This window comes from Cellulomonas sp. P5_C6 (genome assembly GCF_054049635.1).
The window spans coordinates 1-1,434 of sequence record NZ_JBFULZ010000364.1 but is presented as its reverse complement, the minus strand read 5'-3'; the positions used below and the strand labels follow the sequence as shown (position 1 = coordinate 1,434).

1 protein-coding gene is annotated in these 1,434 nt (G+C 72.3%); it reads left to right on the top strand.

What is annotated here, in order from left to right; all coding sequences use genetic code 11:
- Positions 1 to 11 precede the first annotated feature (11 nt).
- Positions 12 to 1,055, top strand: coding sequence for a hemolysin family protein (locus ACXJKG_RS21150; protein WP_456847679.1), 1,044 nt, complete (start codon positions 12 to 14; stop codon positions 1,053 to 1,055).
- Positions 1,056 to 1,434 lie beyond the last annotated feature (379 nt).

Sequence of the window (1,434 nt, the reverse complement as noted above, 5' to 3'; positions counted from 1 at the left end):
GAGGCCGAGTCATGAGCTCCGGCCTCGCCCTGACCCTCGCGGCGCTGCTGCTCGCCGCCAACGCCTTCTTCGTCGGCGCGGAGTTCGCCATCATCTCGTCCCGCCGCAGCGCGATCGAGCCGCTCGCCGCGGCGGGCGACCGGCGCGCCACGACCGTCCTGTGGGCCATGGAGCACGTCTCGCTCATGCTCGCGTGCGCGCAGCTGGGCATCACCGTGTGCTCGACCAGCCTCGGTGTCGTGGCCGAGCCGGCCATCGCGCACCTGATCGCCGGTCCCCTCGACGCGCTCGGCGTCAGCGAGGACCTCACGCACCCGATCTCGTTCGTCGTCGCGCTCGCGATCGTCGTGTACCTGCACGTGGTGCTCGGCGAGATGGTGCCCAAGAATCTCGCCGTGGCCGGCCCCGACCGGGCCGTGCTGATGTTCGGCCCGCCGCTCGTCTGGATCGCCCGCGTCGTCCGGCCCGTCATCACCGCGCTGAACTGGCTGGCCAACCACGCGCTGCGCCTGTTCGGCGTCGAGCCCAAGGACGAGGTCTCGTCGGCGTTCACCGCCCAGGAGGTCCAGTCGATCGTCGAGCGGTCCCAGGCGGAAGGGCTGCTCGAGGACGACCAGGGCCTGCTCGCCGGCGCGATCGAGTTCTCGGACCTCACCGCGCACGACGTGATGATCGCGTCCGCCGAGCTGGTCGCCGTGAACCCGGGCAGCACCCCCGAGGACGTCGAGCGACTGGTTGCCCGCACCGGGTTCTCCCGGTTCCCGGTGCTCGACGCGTCGGGGGCGTTCACGGGGTACCTGCACCTGAAGGACGTGCTCTACGCCGACGAGGCCACCCGGTCCGTGCCCGTGCCCGCCTGGCGCGTGCGGGCCCTGGCCGTCGTCGGGCCGCAGGACGAGATCGAGGACGCGCTCGCGGCCATGCAGCGCTCGGGGGCCCACCTCGCGCGGGTCGACGAGGGCGACGGCACCGTCGGCGTGGTCTTCCTCGAGGACATCCTCGAGGAGCTCGTCGGCGAGGTCCGCGACGCCATGCAGCGCGGGCAGATGTCCTGATCACTGGACCAGTTGTGCGGATGGCGTGCGCGGGTTCGGCGTGTCGCCCCGCGTGTCGCCCGGAATGTCCGATCCGCGGACTGGACGGCCGTCCAGGGACTTGGAAGCGTGTCCGCCAGCCGTTATGGTTTCGTGACCGCAGTCGCCGGGTAGCGCTCACCGTGCGCCCGACGACGACGTCGCGGCAGATCAGACGCGTGAACGGACAGGAGGTGTCGTGGGTTCGCACAGCGAGGAGCCCGTCACGGGCCTCCCGACACGCCGCAGCCTCCGTGAGGCCGAGCGGCGTTCCGCTGCCGAGGCCGTGCCGACGCCGGCCCCCGCGAACGCCCCGCGCACCGATCCCGACTCCCCGACGGCGCTGCACCACGTGCCGTCC